We start from the raw sequence: 17,446 nt of genomic DNA, 5'->3' as shown, positions 1-17,446 counted from the left end.
CAGTGGCCGGGCACCCCGGGACTGGTTACTTCGCGTCCGGGTGCAGTGCGTTGAACCCCACACGTACCGGCTTCACGCCCTGCATCACCAGCGCGTAGCTGACGTTGTCGAAGGTACGGAACACCATGGCGTGCGCGGCGTATTCGTCCGGCAGCGAAACCCGGCCGGCGCCGGTGCTGAGCGAATCGTCCATGCGCGACGAGGTGGGATACTTCATGCGGTGCGCCACGTGGCGGCCCGGGCGCCACAGCGAGAACACGGTGCCGTTGTCCACGCCCTGGGCGCGACCTGCGGAAATCGCGATCACATCGCGCGGGCCAGCGGCGGTGAACATGTCGGTGACGGCCAGCACGCGCACATCGACGCCCTCGACACCGGCGGCCGGGACATGGGGGACGAACTGCAGGTCGTACGGCTTGGCCTCGACCGGGACCAGGCGGTCGCCGGCACGCACCTCGCGGCCGCCTTCGTTCTTGTCCAGCACCAGGGTGGACGCCTCGACCTTGCCGCCGGCGACATGGGTGATGGTGCCGGTGGCGACCTGGGCCAGCTCATAGCCGAGTATGCCGCGGCGGTGGTTGGGGGCGTTGTAGGCCCGCCACAGGTTGCCGCTGCCGGGGGTGACGTCGCCGTTGGCGGTCAGGTCCTCGGTCGGCTTGGGCTGGGCGTAGCGCACGGTCGGGCGGACCACGGCCCAGCGCTGGCCCAGCTGGGCGTCGGCCAGGCGCACGTAGACCGCACTGCCGCTGGTGACGCGCAGGCGTTCTTCTTCCAGGCCGGCCACGTAGGGTAGCTGCTCGATGCTGTCGACCACGCTCAGCTGCTTCAGGAACGGCTCGACCTGGGCCAGCGGAATGGCATCGATCGGGGCTTCCTGGCGCGGGCCGGGCTTGGCAGCGACGGTCACCCGGTCCAGATAGGCCAGGCTGAGCACGTCACCGGGATAGATCAGGTGCGGATTGGCGATCTGCGGATTGGCCTGCCAGATCTCCGGCCACAGCCACGGCTTCTGCAGGAAACGTGCGGCGATATCCCACAACGTATCCCCTTTTCGGACCACATAGGTGTCCGGGTGCCCGCCATTCACTTCCACGGCGGTAGCATAGGCAGCCACGGTCAGCATCGCCGCGGCGACGACCGTACGAAAACGAAGCAACATAGGTGTGAAGCCCTGATTCCCCAACAGGTCCGCGCACTATAGTCCAGAAACCGGGGCGCAAGGCAAGCGTTGGAGCTAGAATCTGCGACGTATGCCGGCGTGCCGGCCCCCTATCCGGAAACAGCCATGGCCCTTCTCCCCATTCTCGAGTTCCCCGATCCGCGCCTGCGTACCAAGGCTGCGTTGATCGAAGCCGCCGAAGTCACCACGCCGGCCTTCCAGGAACTGATCGACAACATGTTCCTGACCATGTACGACGCCCCGGGCATCGGCCTGGCCGCCACCCAGGTGGACGTGCACAAGCGCTTCATGGTCATCGACGTCAGCGAAGAAAAGAATGAACCGCATGTGTTCATCAACCCGGAAATCGTCGCCAAGGACGGAGGCCGGGTGTATCAGGAGGGCTGCCTGTCGGTTCCGGGCATCTTCGCCGACGTGACCCGCGCCGATACCATCACCGTGAAGTACCTGGACCGCAACGGCCAGGAACAGCAGCTGGAAGCCGGCGAAGTGCTGGCCACCTGCATCCAGCACGAGATGGATCACCTGGACGGCAAGCTGTTCATCGACTATCTGTCGCCGCTCAAGCGCGAGATGGTGCGCAAGAAGCTGGCCAAGCAGCGCAAGCACGTGGCGTGATCGCCAATCCGGGCCGCCCTTCGGGTGGCCCGTGCCTGCGCGACGCGCGCGGGCTGTACGGCGCCGGCCGACGGCGCCGTTTTCTTTCCTGCACGAATCCATCCTGCAAGTGGGGTAGCCATGAGGATTGTCTTTGCCGGTACGCCGGAATTCGCGGTGTCGTCGCTGCGCGCGGCGGCGCGCCACCATGAGGTCGTGGCCGTCTACACCCAGCCTGATCGTCCGGCCGGCCGTGGCCGTGGCCTGGCGCCGTCGCCGGTCAAGCTTGAAGCCGTGGCCCGTGGCATTCCGGTCTACCAGCCCGAATCGCTGAAGGATGAAGCCGCCCAGCAGCAGCTGCGCGACCTGCAGCCGGACCTGATGGTGGTGGTGGCCTATGGCCTGATCCTGCCCAAGGCGGTGCTGGCCATTCCGACCCACGGTTGCTGGAACGTGCATGCCTCGCTGCTGCCGCGCTGGCGCGGTGCCGCGCCGATCCAGCGCGCGATCCAGGCCGGCGATGCAAAGACCGGCGTCTGCCTGATGCAGATGGAGGCCGGCCTGGATACCGGCCCGGTGCTGCTGCACCAGGAGCTGCCGATCGCGGCCACCGATACCGGTGGCCAGCTGCATGACAAGCTGGCGGAACTGGGCGCGCAGGTGCTGTCCGACGGCCTGGGCCTGCTGCGGGCCGGCATCAAGCCGATCGCGCGGCCGCAGCCGGAGCAGGGCGTGACCTATGCGCACAAGCTGGACAAGGCCGAGGCCCGTCTGGACTGGGCGCTGGATGCAGGGGCGCTGGCACGCACCGTGCGCGCCTTCAATCCGTGGCCGATCGCCGAGGCGACGCTGGCTGGCGAGCGGGTGCGCATCCATGGCGCGGTGGCGCTGGATGAGGCCCACGGCCAGGCGCCGGGCACGGTGCTGGCGGCCAGCCGCGATGGCATCGACATCGCCTGTGGCCAGGGCGCACTGCGCCTGCGTGTGCTGCAGCGGGAAGGTGGCAAGGCGATTACTGCGGCCGACTACCTCAACGCCCGCCGCGATCTGCGCGTGGGGGCATAAGCGGTGTCGAAGCAGAACGATTTCTCCGTCGCCAAGGCGGCGCCGGGCGCGGCCACGCGCATGCTGGCCGCACGTGTGCTGGCACAGGTGTTCACCCGTGGCCGTTCGCTGAAGGCCGAACTGGCCTGGGCGCTGCCGAAGCTGGCCGACAGCCGCGACCGCGCGCTGCTGGAAGCCCTGTGTTTCGCCGTCCTGCGCCGCCGCAGCACCTATGACGCGGCGCTGCAGTCGTGGATGCAGAAGCCGCTGTCGGCGCGTGATGCCGATCTGCGCACGCTGCTGATGGTCGGGTTCGCCCAGCTGGACGTGCTGGAGCTGCCGGCGCACGCGGCGCTGTCGGCCACCGTCGATGCCGCGCGTGCACTGGGCCGTGAGCGCCAGGCGGGCCTGGTCAATGCGATCCTGCGCCGCGCGCAGCGCGAAGGTTTCCCGGAGCAGCCAGCGCGCGATGCCTTCCCGGAATGGCTGGCCGATGCGGTGGAACGCGATTGGCCGGCACAGGCCGACGCGATCTTCAGTGCCAGCCTGCAACCGGCGCCCCTGTGGCTGCGCGCCAACCGCCAGCAGGGCGGTCGTGACAAGGCACTGGCCGCGCTGGCCGAAGCCGGCATTGCCGCAGAAGCCAGTCCGCTCAGTGCCGACGCGTTGCGCCTGGCCTCTCCGGTTGCCGTGAATCAGCTGCCCGGCTTCGCCGAGGGCGCGATCTCGGTGCAGGACCTGTCGGCGCAGTGTGCCGCCGATGCGCTGGCCCCGGTGGCAGGTGCCCGCGTGCTGGACGCTTGTGCGGCCCCCGGCGGCAAGTCGGCGCACCTGCTCGAGCGCGACCCCAGCCTGCGCCTGCTGGCGCTGGATATCGACGCGCGCCGCCTGGCCCGTGCACGCGATACCTACACCCGTACCGGCGTGGGCGAGCATGCGCAGACCCTGGCGGCAGATGCCAGTGATCCGGGCGCCTGGTGGGATGGCGTGCCGTTCGACGCGATCCTGCTTGATGCGCCGTGCTCGGCGACCGGCGTGATCCGCCGCCAGCCGGATGTGATGTTCCACCGTCGCGCCGAAGACATCGATGCACTGGTCGGCGTGCAGGCGCGCCTGCTGGAAGCCTGCTGGTCGATGCTGCGCCCGGGCGGCGTGCTGTTGTATGCCACCTGTTCGATCCTGCGCGCCGAGAACATCGATCAGGTGCGCGCATTCCTGAAGTGGCATCCGGATGCCGTGGCGCAGCCGCTGGGCGATGCATTCGGCGTGGATTGCGAAGGGGTGGCGCGCCAGCGGCTGCCGGGTGAAAACGATGCTGACGGTTTCTTCTACGCGCGTCTGTTAAAAGCAGCCTGACCCCCGCTGCCGTTTCGAGTCCCATGCTGAAAACCCACGCGTCGCGCCAGACGTGGTTGTTGGTGGTGATGGCCCTGCTGGTGCTGGGGGCCGGCCTGGGCCTCCGTGATCCGTGGCCCTCGGACGAGCCACGTTTCGCGCTGGTGGCCAAGCAGATGGTCGACAGTGGCTACTGGTTGTTCCCGCATCGCGGCCCCGAGCTCTATTCGGACAAGCCGCCGATGCTGATGTGGTTGCAGGCGGCGATGTACAGCCTGGTCGGCCACTGGCGGGTGGCGTTCCTGCTGCCCTCGCTGCTGGCCGCGCTGGGCACGCTGTGGTGCGTGGTCGATCTCGGCCGCCGCCTGTGGACGCGGCAGGTGGGGCTGTACGCGGGCTGGGCACTGCTGTTCGCGCTGCACTTCACCTTCCAGGCGAAGAAGGCGCAGATCGATCCGCTGGTGGTGCTGTTCATCACCCTGGCCAACTACGGCCTGCTGCGCCATCTGCTGCTGGGTCCGGCCTGGCGCTGGTGGTGGCTGGGCTGGTTCTTTGCCGGCATCGGTGTGATCACCAAGGGCGTAGGCGTGCTGGCGCTGATGATGATCGCGCCGGCGGCAGTCGCATCCGTGCTGCACTGGCCGCGGGTACACCTGCACGTGCGCGACCTGCGTTTCTGGCTGGCACCGTTGGCCTTCCTGCTGGCGGTGTCGTTGTGGCTGGCGCCGATGCTGCTGGCAGGCTTCGCCACCGGTTCGGAACCGTACCGCGCCTACATGGACGACATCCTGTTCCGGCAGACCGCGCGGCGCTATACGCAGTCCTGGGACCATCACCAGCCGTGGTGGTACTTCCTGGCGATCATGCCGTCGATGTGGATTCCCGCGTTCCTGCTGCTGCCCTGGGCGCTTCCGGCCTGGTTCCGGCGGCTGCGCCGGCGCGATGCGCGCTACCTGCTGCCGTTGGCCTGGTGGCTGCTGGTCGTGCTGTTCTTCTCCCTTCCGCACGGCAAGCGCGACGTCTACATCCTGCCGGCATTGCCGATGTTCTGCCTGGCGTTGGCGCCGTTGCTGCCCGGGCTGCTGAGGCGACGCGATGTGCAGCGCCTGCTGGGCGCATTCACCGCGTTGCTGGCACTGGCGCTGGGGCTGGTCGGTGCGCTGGCGCTGCTGGGTGACCCGGATTTCGAAGTGCGCCTTACCCATGGCCGCGGGTTGCTTCCTGGTGCCACCGATGCGCTGGCCTGGGCGGCGCTGGCGATGGCGGTCTGGTCGGCGTTGAGCCTGTGGGTGTGCGGGCGCCAGCGTCGGCACGTTGCCCTGGTCTCTACCCTGGCAGGAGTCTGGGTGCTGTACAGCCTGGTCGGTTATCCGGTGTTGAACGACTCCAGCTCGGCCCGTGGCCTGATGCGTGAAGTGAGTGCACGCATCGGCCCGCAGGCCGAGCTGGGACTGGTGGCATGGAAAGAGCAGAACCTGCTGATGGCCGATCGCCCGGCGGCCACCTTTGGATTCGAAGCACGTTGGCATCAACAGCTGCAGGCGGCCGTGCGCTGGCAGCGGCTGGTTCCGCAGCAACGCTGGCTGCTGGTGAACGAGGATGCGATGCAGGCCTGCATCGATCGTGCGCGGGCCGAGATGGCGGGCATTTCCAATCGTCGCCGCTGGTGGCTGGTGCCTGCCGATGCGGTCGCCGGCGACTGCCGGCCGTCAGTGGCGGAACTCGAGCACGAGCGCCGCCTGCAGGGGCCCGGCATCACCGATTGAGCGTTCGCGGAGCGTGGCTCAGGTGCTGGCCAGGGCGGCGTGGTAGCTGGCCAGCGTGGCGTCGGCGAATGTCTGCAGGCCGAACTCCCGCTGTGCATGGCGGCGTGCTGCGCGGCCCTGTTCCGGCAGCGCATCGCGCTGTGCGTACAGCGCCTGTACCTGGGCGGCGATGGCGTCGATGTCGCGTGTGGCAACCACCCAGCCATCGACGCCTTGTTCGATGTTCTCCGGCAGGCCTGCGTAGTCGCTGACCAGCATCGGCTTGGCGCTGGCCATCATCTCGCGGCAGGCGAAGGAGATCGTCTCGACGTCATGGGACAGTACGAAACCAGCATCGCCGGCCGCGATCAGGACGCGGGTATCGGCCAGCAGGCCGGTGAAGTGCACCTGCGCGGCCACCTCGCCCAGCGCCTGCACCTGTTCGCGCTGCTGCGCGCTGGGCAGGTGGCCGGCCACGGCCATGTGCACGTGCGGACGCACCGCATCGGGTAGCCGCGCGATGGCCTTGGCCAGGTCGATCCAGCCTTTGTAATCGTCGGTGCCGGCGTTGCTGACCAGCACCAGCGCCTGTGGATCCTGCGTCCATTGCTGGCGCAGCGCGCAACCGGTGCCGGCCGGCTGTGGCGAGTAACGCTCGAGGTCCACGCCGTTGCGGACGACGTCGATCGGGCAGCGACGGTACGGGCCCTGTTCCAGCAGGCGCTTGGTGTCGGCCGAGACCGCGATCAGCCGATCGGTGGCCCAGCGTGCGCGCAGCGCATTGCCAAAGGTATTGGTGGGTTTGCTGTTGTGCTTGGTCAGCACGATCGGCGGGCGGCGCATGCCCAGCAGCCCCTGCATCACGAAGCGGTGGTCGCGTGCACCGTTGACATGGATCAGGTTGATGCCTTCATCGTGGACCAGCCTGCGCAGCGCGCGCTGTTCGGCCAGCTGCCGGGGCAGCGTTGGCAGGCCGCTGCCGAACGCAATCGGCAGTGTGCGGGCAATGCCTTCATCGGCCATGGTCCGCAGCAGGCGGCTGTCGGCCGGCGCGGCGACGTGGAGCGTGTGCTGGCCGTGCAGCGCACGCGCCAGCGAGACGATGTACGTGGTGTGGCCGCCACCGTCGCCGTAGTGGAAGTTGGTGTACAGGATTTTCATGGGGGGTCTTCAGGCAACGCCCGCGCAGTGTGACACAGCGTGGTCAAGGCTGGTCCGCGGAAGGTGCCGGGTCGGCCACCGCCTGTCCATTGCCCAGCATCCACAGCATGATGGTCTTCTGCCGCACGTAGTTGGCGCGGACGTAGGCGTAGACCAGGCCGTGCCAGCCGTCGCGGAAGCCGCCACGGAACAGGAAGCCGCGCCAGAACCGCCAGGCCGGCGCCAGCACCAGCTTGCCCAGCGTGGCCCGCTTGCCGCGTGCGAACTCGTGCTCGGCCATCATCCGCGCGTACTTCTCGGTCTTGGCCAGCTGCTGCTGCAATGACCGGTACGGATAGTGGATCAGGTCGCCGCGCAGGGTGCCCACACTGCCGTCGACACTGGCCGCCTCGTGGATCTCGCGTTTGCCGCGCCAGCCGCCGAGGCGGCGGTCGAACAGGCGCATCACCCGGTCCGGGTAGGCATTGCCATGGCGCAGGAACTTCCCGAAGTACTCCGAGAGGCGGGCGAAGCGGTAGCCGGCCTGGCCGCCGAAGCCACCGTCGCGGGCCTGCTCGATGGCCGTGCGCAGTTCGGGGCTGATGCGCTCGTCGGCGTCCAGGCACAGCACCCAGTCGTGGCTGGCCTGCTCGACGCAGAACGCCTTCTGGCTGCGGAAGCCATCGAACCGGCGCTGCAGCACGCGGGCACCGGCGGACTCGGCGATGGCTACGGTGGCATCGGTGGACTGCGAGTCCACCACCACGATCTCATCGCAGAAGGCCAGCGAGGCCAGGCAGTCGCCGATGCGCCCGGCCTCGTTGAACGCGATAATGCACGCCGAGATGCGAGGCCGTTCGATGGGAGCGGTCGTGGAGGACATGATGGCCGGGTACCTGTTGTTTGCGACGGAGCGCTATGCGCTGCCTATTCTCGCCCCGTTGGCGCAGGCCTTGCACGCGTCCGGGCAGGAGGTGGCGGCCTGGTTCGAGGACGGCGCGGCCGGCAGCAGCCTGCCGGGGGTGCCCAACGTGGGCCTGAAGCAGGCCCTGGCAATGCGTCCGCGGGCGGTGTTCAGCGCGGCCAACTGGGTGCCGACCTTCCTTTCGGGGGCCAAGGTGCAGCTGTTCCATGGCTTCAACGTGGAGAAGCGGGACAGTGCGCGCGGCCACTTCCGGGTGCGCGGCATGTTCGACCTGTACTGCACGCAGGGGCCGGCCACGACCGCACCGTTCCGCGAGATCGCCAGCCTGCAGGGCCACTTCGCCGTGGCCGAGACTGGCTGGCCGAAGCTGGACCCGCTGTTCCGCGATGACGGAGGCGAGAGTTCCGCGCTGCGCGCACCGGCCGGTGACCGCCCGGTGATCCTGTTCGGTTCCACCTTCACCGAGCGGCTCAGCGCGGCCCCGCACCTGCATGCGCAGATCGCCGCTGATATCGCCGCCGGTGACCACTACTGGCTGCTGACCCTGCACCCGAAGTGCCCACCGGAACTGTTCGAACGCTACCGCGCGCTGGCCGGTGCCAATGCCCGCTTCATCGAGCCGGAGCAGGTGATGGCCGCGCAGCGTGCCGCCGATGTGCTGGTGTCGGACACCTCATCGATCGTTTCGGAGTTCATCGTGCAGCACAAGCCAGTGGTGACCTTCCGCAACCGCGTGCCGAAGCCGCACATGATCGACTTCGATGATCCTGCGCAGCTGCAGGCGATGCTGCAGCGCGCGCTGCACCCGGACGCCGCGCTGCAGGCGGAAATCGTGCGCTACGCCGATGCCATCCACCCTTACCGCGATGGCCGCTCCAGTGAACGGGTGATCGCGGCCACCGAGGATTTCCTGTCCGGTGAAATGGGTGCGTTGCGGCGCAAGCCATTCGGTAGCTGGGTGCGCGATCTGCAGATCCGCAAGGACCTGGGGTATTGGGGCCCGTCGCAGCGCTGATGCCTCGCTGACCCCGCTCGCGGTAGTGCCGGCCGCTGGCCGGCAACCTCGGGAATGGCGGCAGTTGCCGGCCGGCGATCGGCACGACCTGTAGTGCTTACCAGCGCAGCTTGCGCCGCGCCAGCGCCGCGGCCAGTTGATCCATCACCTGTTGGGCCTGTGCCTGCGGCAGATGATGCAGCGTCAGCGCCACATCACCATGCGCGCCGGCGGTATCCAGCTGCAGGCTGCTGGTGCCCAGCAGTTTGTCCAGCGGCGAGCGTTGCAGGCGCAGGCCCTGCACCTTGTCCAGCTCGGCCCAGCGCCACCAGCGCTTCCACCAGCCGCCGCGCACCGCCACATAGTGTTCGTCCAGGTACCAGCCCATGCGTGCCATCTGCCGGTGCGCGACCAGCAGCGCCACCGGTAGCCACGCCAGCACCAGCAGGCCCCATGGGCCCCAGCGCCAGTACGCGGCCGCAGCCAGCAGCGGCACCAGCACCAGTGCGCCCAGGCACAGCCGCCACCAGCCGCGCTGCGGAATGGACTGCCATTGCAGCGGAGGCCACTGCAGCTGCGGCAGCAGGTGCTGCACCAGCTGCTCACAACGTGTACTGGACGCCAGCGGCGCGAGTTCGCGCAGGGCGCGGTCCTCATCGCGCGCGGGGCCACCGGCGGCACTGTCGATGCGCAGCTGACGCAGCCCGAACCAGCGCTGCAAAGTACCTTCGCGCAGCGTCCAGGCCTGGATGCGCCGGCGCGCCACGCTGCTGCGGGTGCGGCTGAGCAGACCGGCCGATACGGTCAGGCGTCGGTCCTGCTCGCTGAGGGTGAAGCCGTGGTAGCGCAGCAGCGTCAGCACCACCGACAGCACGCGCAGCGCAAGCCAGCCCAGCAGCAGCGCGGCAGCCAGCAGCAGAAACGCACCGGTCACGCCGGGGTGCAGATGGCTGGCGTAGCCAAAGGCTTCGCGTCCACCGCGCTGGAGGGCATCGTCCATCACCGGCCGTGGCACGGTCTGGAACAGCACGCCGAACGCGGCGATCGCCAGCGCCCAGCCGCGGTTGGAGAGCAGGCCCATGCGTACCACGTCCCAGCTCGACAGGCGCAGCAGTACCTGTTCAGCGTCGGTCTCGGTGAGCGAGGGGGCGGCGACAATGTCAGCGGCCAGCGGTGCCTGTCCACGCTGGCGCACCAGTCGTTCCAGCGCCAGCGCCTGGTCCAGCTTCAGCACCCGCATCTCCGCTTCCGGGCGCACGCCACCGGCCGATTCCAGGCGCAGCTCGGCCACACCAAACAGACGGTGCAGCGGGTTCTGTCGCACCTCCACGTTGTGGATGCGCGCGAACGGAATCTCGCGCCGGTTGCGCGCGAGCAGACCGCTGCGCACGGTGATCGCATCACTGCCGATACGGTAGCGGTAGCTGAGGTACTGCAGCACCGACACCAGTACCAGTGCGGCAATTGCCGTCAGCGGAATCATCTGCGCCCACATCGGGTCGCGGTCGCCGCGCTGGCCGAACACCAGCAGTGCGACCAGCGGCAGGAAGTAATGGCGCAACTGCATCAACAGTACGAACAACCACGACCACGGATGCAGGCGGTGGTCCTCGCCACCGGCGGGCAGTGCTGCAGGCAGAGGCGGTGGCAGGCTCACAGGGCGTCGGCGTCCTGGTCGAGCTGGTGGGACAGGGTATCGCGCAAGCGCTCGGCATCCGCCTCGTCCAGGCCGCTGACGGTCACCGCGCTCATGCGGGTGCCGGCGGTGTGCACGATCAGCGTGGCCAGGCCGGCACGGCGTTCCAGCGGGCCGCGGCGCAGGTCCAGGTGCTGCACGCGCGAAATGGGGATGCGCGTTTCCAGCTGCCACATCAGGTCGCGGCGCAGGCCCAGCCCTTGGGCATCCAGCCGCCAGCGGGTGCGGACCAGGCGCCGGCGGCCGAGCCAGGCGCCGAAGACGATGCCGATCAGCAGCCCAAGGGCGGCCGTCCACAGGGCGCCGGGCAGGTCGAAGAACCACGCGGCTGCGGCCAGCGGCAGGCCCGGCACAAACAGGCCGCCGAAGGCACCTTCCAGTGCGGCCAGCCGCGCGGCGCGGCGCGGCAGCGACTGCCAGGCATCGGTGGTCGGAGCAGTAAGGGGAACGTCGGTCACGCGGGCTCCGTCAGGTGGCAGGGCGGGGGGTGGCGGCCGTGGCCGCACCGCGCAGACGGTAGCAGGTCGGCTGCGTTACTGGGCAGCCTGGATCAGCGCGTCCACATCCAGCATGTGGCCGGCACGATCAGCCTTGGTGCGCAGGTAGTGCTCGTTCTCGGCGGTGATCTCGCCGGTGACCGGAATGCAGTCCAGCACCTCGATGCCAGCGTTGCGCAGGCGCTGCGCCTTGGTCGGGTTGTTGCTGAGCAGGGCCACGCGCGAAATGCCCAGGCCGCGCAGCATCGCCACCGCGCTGCCGTAGCGCCGTTCGTCGGCGCCGAAGCCGAGCTGTGCATCGGCATCGATGGTGTCCAGGCCGTCATGCTGGTAGCCATAGGCGCGCATCTTGGCCGCGATGCCGGTACCGCGGCCTTCCTGGTCCAGGTACAGCAGCACGCCGCCGCCCAGTTCCTTCAGCTTGCGCAGGCCGCGCCGCAGCTGGTCGCCGCAGTCGCACTTGAGCGAACCGAACAGGTCGCCGGTCAGGCACGAGGAGTGCACGCGTACCGGTACCACCGCCGACAGATCCGGTTCGCCGACGATGATCGCGACCTGGTCACGCTGGGCGACGCCACCACGGAACACCGCGAACGTGGTCATGCCGATATCGCGCAGCGGTACCGGCGAACGCGCCACCAGTTCGTAGTCATGCGCGGCATGTGCTGCGCCCTCGGCCAGGTCGCACAGCGCAACCTCGGCCGCGCCATCGAAGGTGCGGTCTTCGGCGTCCAGGCGCACCGCCACCATCGCCGGCAGCAACAGGCCGAGGCGGGCCAGTTCCACCGCGCCTGCATCGAAGGCGTCACCGGCGCTCCAGCCGTCCGGCATCGGGCCCGGTTCACGCAGGTAGCCCAGCGAGGGCAGGGCATCGAAGGCAACACCGGCCAGCGGCAGGCGCGCACCTTGCGGGGCCTCCACGCCAAGCACACGGGCGCGGGTGGCGGTCAGGAACAGGTAGTGCCGCTCGCGGGCGGCATTGGCGAAGGCAGCGAAGCTGCTGGCCGTGGCGCTGTCCAGCGCGATCACCGCCAGGCGCTGGCCCTGGCCATCGTGGAGAAGCACCGGGCGACCGGCACGCAGTTCGGCCACCGCGCGCTCGCAGCGGATCGCGGCCGGATCGCCGAACAGGGAAGAAGCAGCAGACATGGCAGGACCGGGGGAGTCGGACATCGCAGTCTCTATGGGGGCGCCGGCGTCGTATTCAACGTGGTGCGGCCGCCGGTCGCAGGGGCCGGATGGGCCTGGGTGCGGCGGCCGTCAGTGCGGATGCTCTTCGGTCGCGTACGGGTCTTCCTCGCCGCTGCCCGGTGGCCGCAGCGTATAGCGCTTGTAGGTCCACTGGTACTGCGCCGGATCGCGGCGGGCAATGCGCTCGATGCCGGCATTGAGCGCGGTGGCGGCCACCTGCGGATCCGGGTCGGCCACGGCGGGGTCGGTCGGTTCGATGTGCAGGGCGAATTCCATGTCCGGGCCGATGCGCTCGCACCAGCCATACAACACGGTGGCGCCGGTGCGCTCGGCCAGCCGGTTGACCAGGGTCATGGTCAGCGCCTGCACGCCGAAGAACGGCACGAACACGCCGTCGCCTGCCTTGGGCTGCTGGTCGGGCAGGATGCCGGTGGCACCGCCGTCCTTGAGCACCTTGAACAGCTGGCGCACGGCCGGGCCTTCGGCGCGCACCTGCTGTACGTTCTGGCCGCCCCGCACCAGCTGCAGGAAGGCATCGCTGGCTTCGTCCTCCGGCGGCTTGTAGACGATGGCGATCTGCCCGCGCGAGGCCAGCCACTGGTTCAGCAGCTCCCAGTTGCCGAAGTGCGGCGCGGCCACGATCACGCCCTTGCCGCTGGCCAGGGCCGCGTCGTACAGGGCCTCGCCGTGGCGCTGCTTCAGATGCAGGCGCAGGTTGTCCGCCGGCGCCTGGCTCCACAGGCGCAGGGTCTCGATGGCCTGCAGGGCGGTGGAGCGCAGCAGCTCCCGGTGCAGGCGGTCGCGCGTGGCGCGGTCCAGGTCCGGGTAGGCCAGCTCCAGGTTGCGTCGGGTGACGCGGCTCTCACGGGCGTTGAGACTGATCCAGGTCCAGGACAGGGCACGGGCGATTCCCCGCAGCAGCGGCCAGGGCAGGCGGGCGAACAGGGTGGTGGCGCGGTAGACCAGCCGGGCTTTGCGTTGCGGATTCATCTGCGCCAGTTTAGCCAAGGGCGCTGCTATCGTGGCCGGCCCCGTTCATTGGAGCCCACGATGCTCGTCCTTATCCAGCGTGTCAGCCAGGCTGCCGTCCACGTCGATGACGAAGCGGTCGGCCAGATTGGTCCGGGCCTGCTGGCGCTGGTGGGCATGGAACCGGGCGATACCGAGGCCCAGCTGCGGCGCATGGCCGAGCGCCTGCTGGGTTACCGGGTGTTCGCCGACGAGGCCGGGAAGATGAACCGGTCGCTGCGCGACACCGGCGGCGGCCTGCTGCTGGTCAGCCAGTTCACCCTGGCGGCCGATACCCGTTCGGGCATGCGGCCCAGCTTCACCAGCGCCGCACCGCCGGACGAGGCTGAACGCGGGTTCAATCGATTTGTCGAGATCTGTCGTGAAAATCACGCGCCAGGGGTGGAAACGGGCCGATTTGGTGCCCATATGGTCGTCAGCCTGGTCAATGACGGTCCCGTGACCTTCCTTCTCAGGCCCTGAGCCTGCGGGACCACCGCCCGGCAGGCGGGGTCCCGGGCTGGTATAATGCTACGTTCCCTATTTCTCCCTAGCCGGTGGCGCGAGCACTACATGGCCAACGAACGTCCTGCCCAATCCGAAATCAAGCAACTGATCAGCAAGGGCCTGGAACAGGGCTACCTGACCTACGCCGAAGTCAATGACCATCTGCCGGACGACATGGTCGACCCGGAACAGATCGAAGACATCATCGGCATGATCAACGGCATGGGCATCGATGTCCATGAAGTTGCGCCGGATGTGGAAACCCTGCTTCTCAACGATGGCAACACCGGTAACCGCGAAGTCGATGACACCGCGGCCGAAGAAGCTGCCGCCGCGCTGAGCGCGCTCGACACCGAAGGTGGCCGTACCACCGACCCGGTGCGCATGTACATGCGCGAAATGGGCACCGTCGAGCTGCTGACCCGCGAAGGCGAAATCGCCATTGCCAAGCGCATCGAGGAAGGCCTTTCGCAGGTCCAGGCCGCCCTGGGCCAGTTCCCGGTCTCGGTCGAGTCGCTGCTGACCGACTACGAAGCCCACAAGGAAGGCAAGAAGCGCCTGGCCGAAGTGATCGTCGGCTTCAACGACCTGGCCGACGAAGAGCCGGCGCCGCCGGCGGCTGCTGCCGATGACAGCAGCGATGCCGACGCCGAAGGCGACGAGGACGAGGACGATGATGTCGAGGGTGGCGAGGAAGAAGCCGCACCGACCGGTCCGGATCCGGAGGAAGTCGCTGCGCGCATGCAGGCGCTGAGCGATGCCTTCAATGCCTTCAAGAAGGCGGCGACCAAGGGCGACAAGAAGAACCTGCCGCGCCTGCGCGAAGAGATGTCGGCGGTGTTCGTCACCCTGAAGCTGCCGCTGCCGCTGACCGATGTGCTGACCAAGCAGCTGCGCGACACCATGGCGTCGATCAAGGCCCATGAGCGCCGCGTGCTGAACCTGGCCACCGTCACCGCCCGCATGCCGCGCAAGGACTTCATCCGTTCCTGGGAAGGCAACCAGACCAATCTGGAATGGGTGGAAGATGCGCTGAAGCGCAAGCAGAAGTGGTCGTCGGCCCTGCGCGAAGTGAAGGACCAGATCATCGCCGAACAGCAGGCGACGATCGACATCGAGAAGCTGACCCAGTTGGACCTGGAAGAGCTGAAGGAAATCAGCCGTGCCATGGCCTACGGTGAAGCCAAGGCGCGCAAGGCCAAGAAGGAAATGGTCGAGGCCAACCTGCGCCTGGTGATCTCGATCGCCAAGAAGTACACCAACCGCGGCCTGCAGTTCCTCGACCTGATCCAGGAAGGCAACATCGGCCTGATGAAGGCCGTGGACAAGTTCGAGTACCGCCGCGGTTACAAGTTCTCGACCTACGCCACCTGGTGGATCCGCCAGGCGATCACCCGCTCGATCGCCGACCAGGCGCGCACCATCCGTATTCCGGTGCACATGATCGAGACGATCAACAAGTTGAACCGCATTTCCCGCCAGATGCTCCAGCAGTACGGCCGCGAGGCTACGCCGGAGGAGCTGGCCAAGGAAATGGACATGCCGGAAGACAAGATCCGCAAGGTGATGAAGATCGCCAAGGAGCCGATCTCGATGGAAACCCCGATCGGCGACGACGAGGATTCCCATCTGGGCGACTTCATCGAGGACACCAACGTGGAGTCCCCGATCGAGAACACCACCAACATCAACCTGTCTGAAACCGTGCGCGACGTGCTGGCCGGCCTCACCCCGAGGGAAGCCAAGGTGCTGCGCATGCGCTTCGGCATCGACATGAACACCGACCACACCCTTGAGGAAGTCGGCAAGCAGTTCGACGTGACCCGCGAGCGCATCCGCCAGATCGAAGCGAAGGCCCTGCGCAAGCTGCGTCACCCGAGCCGCTCGGAGCAGCTGCGCAGCTTCCTGGATATCGATTGATTTCCAGCGGCTGTTGAAGCGTTGAGAGAAACCCCGCTTCGGCGGGGTTTTTCTTTGCCCACCATATCCCTGTAAAGCCGAGCCTATGCTTGGCTGAGGCTTATGGATTACGTAACAAGTAATGTAACGGAAGGCTCGCGTCGAAGCTGGCTCTTCGTGAATATGTCCATTATTTTCAAACTCATAGGTGCACGACCGCGCTTGCAGTCCCGCTTTTTTGATGCTAATTACGTAACAAATTTCGTATTACGTAATGCACATGCCACGCGCTCAACGCCCACAGGTACTGGATCTGATCGCTCAGCTGGCCCCCGGCCAGCCGCTACCTGCCGCGGCGCTGGCCGAGCGTCTGGGGGTGGACCGGATGGCGCTCAGCCGGCTGGTGGCCGCCAGTGGCCCGCAGGTGGTGCGCATGGGCAGCACCCGGGCAACCGCCTATGCACTGCGGCGGCCCACCTGGGCCGGCAGCGAATGGCCGCTGTACCGGCTGCGCGAAGATGCGACGCTGGAGGAGCTGGGGCGGGTAATTGCGCTGGTAGGAGGCGGCTTCCACGTCGATGCCGGGCCTGACTGCCCGAACCTGCGACGCGCGCCCGAAGGTGACGTTGCCGCCTTCTTTCCTGACTTGCCGTGGTACCTGGATGACCTGCGACCGCAGGGATTTCTTGGTCGCAGCTTCGCCCATGGCCGTGCGCAGGCGCTCGGCCTGCCGAAGGACCTCAAGAGCTGGCAACCGGACGATGTGTTGATGGCCCTGGTAACCGCTGGCGGGACTGAAGCGGGCGATCTGCTGCTCGGTACCGCCGCCGTGGAGGCGGTGATGGAGACGTTGCAGGTGCCGATCGATCGGGTTGCGGCCGACGATCGTCTTGCACAGTATCGCGAGCGTGCGCGTGCTGCGCTGGACGGAGAGGACGTGGGCTGCTCGCCGGGTGGCGAGCAACCCAAGTTCACCGCCACCGTAGAGGCCTACGGCAGGCGCCGCTCGGTCCTGGTCAAGTTCGCGCAGCCCGATGAAGGCGCCGCCGCCCAGCGCTGGAGCGATCTGCTGGTCTGCGAACATCTGGCGCTTGAGGCCCTGCGCGAGTCCGGACAAGCCGCGGCGTCCAGCGAACTGCTGCAGTCGCCCACGCACACCTTTCTGGAAATCGAGCGCTTCGACCGCACGCCCGATCTGCTGGGGCGGCGAGGCCTGGTCTCGCTGCTGTCGCTATCGTCTGCGTTCACCGGCGAGGTCACCCCAGCGTGGCCGGTTGCAGGCGCCGAACTGCGTGATCAAGGCTGGCTGACGGCCGACACCGTGCAGGCGATGGGCCGACGCCATGCGTTCGGGCGGCTGATCGGCAACAGCGACATGCACCACGGCAACATCGCCTTCCACTTCATTGATCGCGGCCCGCTGCCGCTGGCGCCGGTCTACGACATGCTGCCGATGTCGCTGGCGCCGTCAAAGCTGGGCGTGTTGCGCGCGGACGAGCCGCTGTCGCCGGTCGCACCGCTGGGCAGTGGTGATCTGCAGCATCTGCGCTGGGCGGCACCGGTGGCTGAAGCATTCTGGCAGTGCGTGGCTGTTGACGGGCGGATCCAGTCGCCGGCAATGCGGTCGTTGGCGGGGGCGAACGCCGAGCGGGTGCGGGAGATGAGCGCGCGGTTTGGGTGAGCCAGCT

Annotated in this window: 15 protein-coding genes; 8 read left to right on the top strand and 7 right to left on the bottom strand. The window is 68.0% G+C overall.

The window, feature by feature from the left end; all coding sequences use genetic code 11:
* Positions 1–25: 25 nt before the first annotated feature.
* A complete protein-coding gene (locus ACZLIB_RS20430) occupies positions 26–1,159 on the bottom strand; it encodes a LysM peptidoglycan-binding domain-containing protein (protein ID WP_032128553.1) in 1,134 nt (377 codons plus the stop codon).
* Positions 1,160–1,285: 126 nt separating this feature from the next.
* Between ACZLIB_RS20430 and def the strand changes: the two genes are divergently transcribed.
* The 4 genes from def to ACZLIB_RS20410 all read left to right on the top strand — a co-directional run bounded on the left by def (position 1,286) and on the right by ACZLIB_RS20410 (position 5,922).
* Positions 1,286–1,798 carry a peptide deformylase gene (gene def / locus ACZLIB_RS20425; RefSeq protein WP_008267110.1) on the top strand — a complete coding sequence of 171 codons (513 nt, stop codon included), beginning with the start codon at positions 1,286–1,288 and terminating at the stop codon, positions 1,796–1,798.
* A gap of 120 nt (positions 1,799–1,918) precedes the next feature.
* The gene (gene fmt / locus ACZLIB_RS20420) at positions 1,919–2,842 is read left to right on the top strand and encodes a methionyl-tRNA formyltransferase (RefSeq protein ID WP_032128555.1); all 924 of its coding nucleotides are present in this window, start codon (positions 1,919–1,921) and stop codon (positions 2,840–2,842) included.
* A 3-nt stretch (positions 2,843–2,845) separates the two neighbouring features.
* Entirely contained in the window at positions 2,846–4,177 is a 1,332-nt protein-coding gene (gene rsmB, locus ACZLIB_RS20415; protein WP_010481181.1) for a 16S rRNA (cytosine(967)-C(5))-methyltransferase RsmB, read from the top strand.
* A 23-nt stretch (positions 4,178–4,200) separates the two neighbouring features.
* A complete protein-coding gene (locus ACZLIB_RS20410) occupies positions 4,201–5,922 on the top strand; it encodes an ArnT family glycosyltransferase (RefSeq protein ID WP_478468572.1) in 1,722 nt (573 codons plus the stop codon).
* An 18-nt stretch (positions 5,923–5,940) separates the two neighbouring features.
* Here the strand turns inward: ACZLIB_RS20410 and ACZLIB_RS20405 are convergent, their stop codons facing one another.
* Positions 5,941–7,062, bottom strand: coding sequence for a glycosyltransferase family 4 protein (locus ACZLIB_RS20405; protein ID WP_478468571.1), 1,122 nt, complete (start codon positions 7,060–7,062; stop codon positions 5,941–5,943).
* A gap of 43 nt (positions 7,063–7,105) precedes the next feature.
* Positions 7,106–7,924, bottom strand: coding sequence for a glycosyltransferase family 2 protein (locus ACZLIB_RS20400; RefSeq protein WP_478468570.1), 819 nt, complete (start codon positions 7,922–7,924; stop codon positions 7,106–7,108).
* On the opposite strand from ACZLIB_RS20400, the gene ACZLIB_RS20395 reads away from it, so the two are divergent.
* A complete protein-coding gene (locus ACZLIB_RS20395) occupies positions 7,923–8,981 on the top strand; it encodes a CDP-glycerol glycerophosphotransferase family protein (protein WP_049461970.1) in 1,059 nt (352 codons plus the stop codon). The two genes, ACZLIB_RS20400 and ACZLIB_RS20395, sit on opposite strands and share 2 nt — an antisense overlap.
* Before the next feature lie 97 nt (positions 8,982–9,078).
* Here ACZLIB_RS20395 and ACZLIB_RS20390 read toward each other — a convergent pair whose 3' ends face one another.
* The 4 genes from ACZLIB_RS20390 to ACZLIB_RS20375 all read right to left on the bottom strand — a co-directional run bounded on the left by ACZLIB_RS20390 (position 9,079) and on the right by ACZLIB_RS20375 (position 13,334).
* Positions 9,079–10,617 (bottom strand): PH domain-containing protein, encoded by a 1,539-nt coding sequence (locus tag ACZLIB_RS20390; RefSeq protein WP_478468569.1) that lies wholly within the window; start codon positions 10,615–10,617, stop codon positions 9,079–9,081.
* Entirely contained in the window at positions 10,614–11,114 is a 501-nt protein-coding gene (locus ACZLIB_RS20385) for a PH domain-containing protein (RefSeq protein ID WP_478468568.1), read from the bottom strand. Before ACZLIB_RS20385 ends, ACZLIB_RS20390 begins: the two co-directional genes overlap by 4 nt.
* Before the next feature lie 75 nt (positions 11,115–11,189).
* The gene (gene ribA / locus ACZLIB_RS20380; protein ID WP_478468567.1) at positions 11,190–12,326 is read right to left on the bottom strand and encodes a GTP cyclohydrolase II RibA; all 1,137 of its coding nucleotides are present in this window, start codon (positions 12,324–12,326) and stop codon (positions 11,190–11,192) included.
* 87 nt (positions 12,327–12,413) lie between these two features.
* A complete protein-coding gene (locus ACZLIB_RS20375; protein ID WP_032128563.1) occupies positions 12,414–13,334 on the bottom strand; it encodes a lauroyl acyltransferase in 921 nt (306 codons plus the stop codon).
* A gap of 60 nt (positions 13,335–13,394) precedes the next feature.
* On the opposite strand from ACZLIB_RS20375, the gene dtd reads away from it, so the two are divergent.
* From dtd to yjjJ, 3 genes are all read left to right on the top strand, one after another.
* The gene (gene dtd, locus ACZLIB_RS20370; protein ID WP_049401012.1) at positions 13,395–13,835 is read left to right on the top strand and encodes a D-aminoacyl-tRNA deacylase; all 441 of its coding nucleotides are present in this window, start codon (positions 13,395–13,397) and stop codon (positions 13,833–13,835) included.
* 90 nt (positions 13,836–13,925) lie between these two features.
* Positions 13,926–15,779, top strand: a complete 1,854-nt coding sequence (gene rpoD / locus ACZLIB_RS20365) for an RNA polymerase sigma factor RpoD (protein ID WP_014038623.1) — start codon at positions 13,926–13,928, stop codon at positions 15,777–15,779.
* A 259-nt stretch (positions 15,780–16,038) separates the two neighbouring features.
* Positions 16,039–17,439, top strand: a complete 1,401-nt coding sequence (gene yjjJ, locus ACZLIB_RS20360) for a type II toxin-antitoxin system HipA family toxin YjjJ (RefSeq protein ID WP_478468566.1) — start codon at positions 16,039–16,041, stop codon at positions 17,437–17,439.
* The last annotated feature ends 7 nt before the right edge of the window (positions 17,440–17,446 follow it).

This window comes from Stenotrophomonas sp. 220_Sma, assembly GCF_056487375.1.
Note: the sequence above shows the minus strand (reverse complement) of the source record. Positions and strands in the feature narration are given on the sequence as shown.